Source organism: Limnospira sp. PMC 289.06 (assembly GCF_032350395.1).
GTDB lineage: Bacteria > Cyanobacteriota > Cyanobacteriia > Cyanobacteriales > Microcoleaceae > Limnospira > Limnospira platensis.
This window is the reverse complement of sequence record NZ_JARPLC010000311.1, coordinates 1-1399: the sequence shown is the minus strand read 5'-3', so window position 1 is coordinate 1399 and position 1399 is coordinate 1. Positions and strand designations below refer to the sequence as shown.

Sequence of the window (1399 nt, the reverse complement as noted above, 5' to 3'; positions counted from 1 at the left end):
CAGCAATTCTCATTTTGGCGAAAACCTGTTCAAGTCCCCAGCATCCCTGTATCGTAATGACATCTAAGAAACCCAGGAGCGCCAGAGCCGTTGAAAAAGCCAGGTGGCTTTGAGACTCTAGTCGGTTCTTTCCGCCAGTGCTTGTCATCGCTACCGGACAAGCGCCGGGGTAAAAATCGCCGCTATGGAATGGAGGATGCCGCTTTAAGTGCGTTTAGTGTGTTTTTTACTCAAACTCCGTCGTTTCTGGCTTATCAACGTCTGATGGAGGGGAGTAAAGGCAAGAGCAATGCCCAAAGTCTGTTTGGAGTTCATCGAATTCCCTGTGATAACCAGATTCGGGACTTATTAGATGCCGTGTCCCCAGAGCACCTGTTTCCAGTGTTTGAGGATATCCTACAAGTCTTGGAAGCCCAGGGGCAGTTAGAAGACTTCCGTTGCCTAGGGGACAGTCTATTAGTCGCGTTGGATGGCACCGAATACTTCAGTTCCGACCAAATTCACTGTCCCCACTGTTCAACGCGCACCCAGAAGTCAGGAAAAACCCATTACTTCCATAGTGTTGTCACTCCAGTCATCGTCTGTCCGGGACAGAATCATGTGATTCCCTTAGTCCCCGAATTTATCGTGCCCCAAGATGGTCATGATAAGCAAGACTGTGAGAATGCCGCCGCCAAACGCTGGCTATCGAGGCAAGAACAATGCTTGAGGGCTTTGAATGTCACGGTTTGAGGGGATGACCTCTATTGCCACCAACCGTTGTGTCAGCAGTTTTTAGAGCAGCAACTTAACTTCATCGTCGTCTGTCGCCCCGAGTCTCATACTACCCTCTATGAACACCTAGAGGGCATCGAACTCCCGACCCTCACGACCAAGAAGTGGACTGGTAAAGTCGAGAAAACCTATACCTACCGCTATCTCAACGGAGTCCCCCTCAAAGATAGCGATGAGGCGCTGTTGGTTAACTGGTGCGAACTTACTGTCACCACCGCTGATGGCCAGGTAACCTATCACAACTCCTTGGCCACGAATTATCCTCTCAGCGATGAGAATGTAGCCGAGGTGGTTCGGGCCGGGCGGACTCGTTGGAAAGTTGAGAATGAGAACAACAACACTCTCAAGACCAAGGGCTACCATCTCGAACACAATTTTGGCCATGGCAAGCAGCATCTTTCTTCCTTGCTCCGGACCATCAACATCCTCTCGCTGCTCTTCCACACCCTGCAGGAGTTGCTCGATAACAAGTACCAGTTGCTACGAGCGCACTTACCGAAGCGCCAAACCTTCTTTAATGATTTGCGCGCGCTTACCCAGACTGTACTTCGACAGTTGGGACCACCTTCTGACCTTTATGCTTGAGGGTCTCGAGTTAGACATCCCACCCGATAGCAGTTGAATT

At 50.5% G+C, this 1399-nt stretch carries 1 pseudogene; it reads left to right on the top strand.

The annotated features are described in order from the left end of the window. Positions 1-90 precede the first annotated feature (90 nt). A pseudogene (locus P5674_RS24750) lies at positions 91-1359 on the top strand (ISNCY-like element ISAtsp9 family transposase). Positions 1360-1399: the final 40 nt, after the last annotated feature.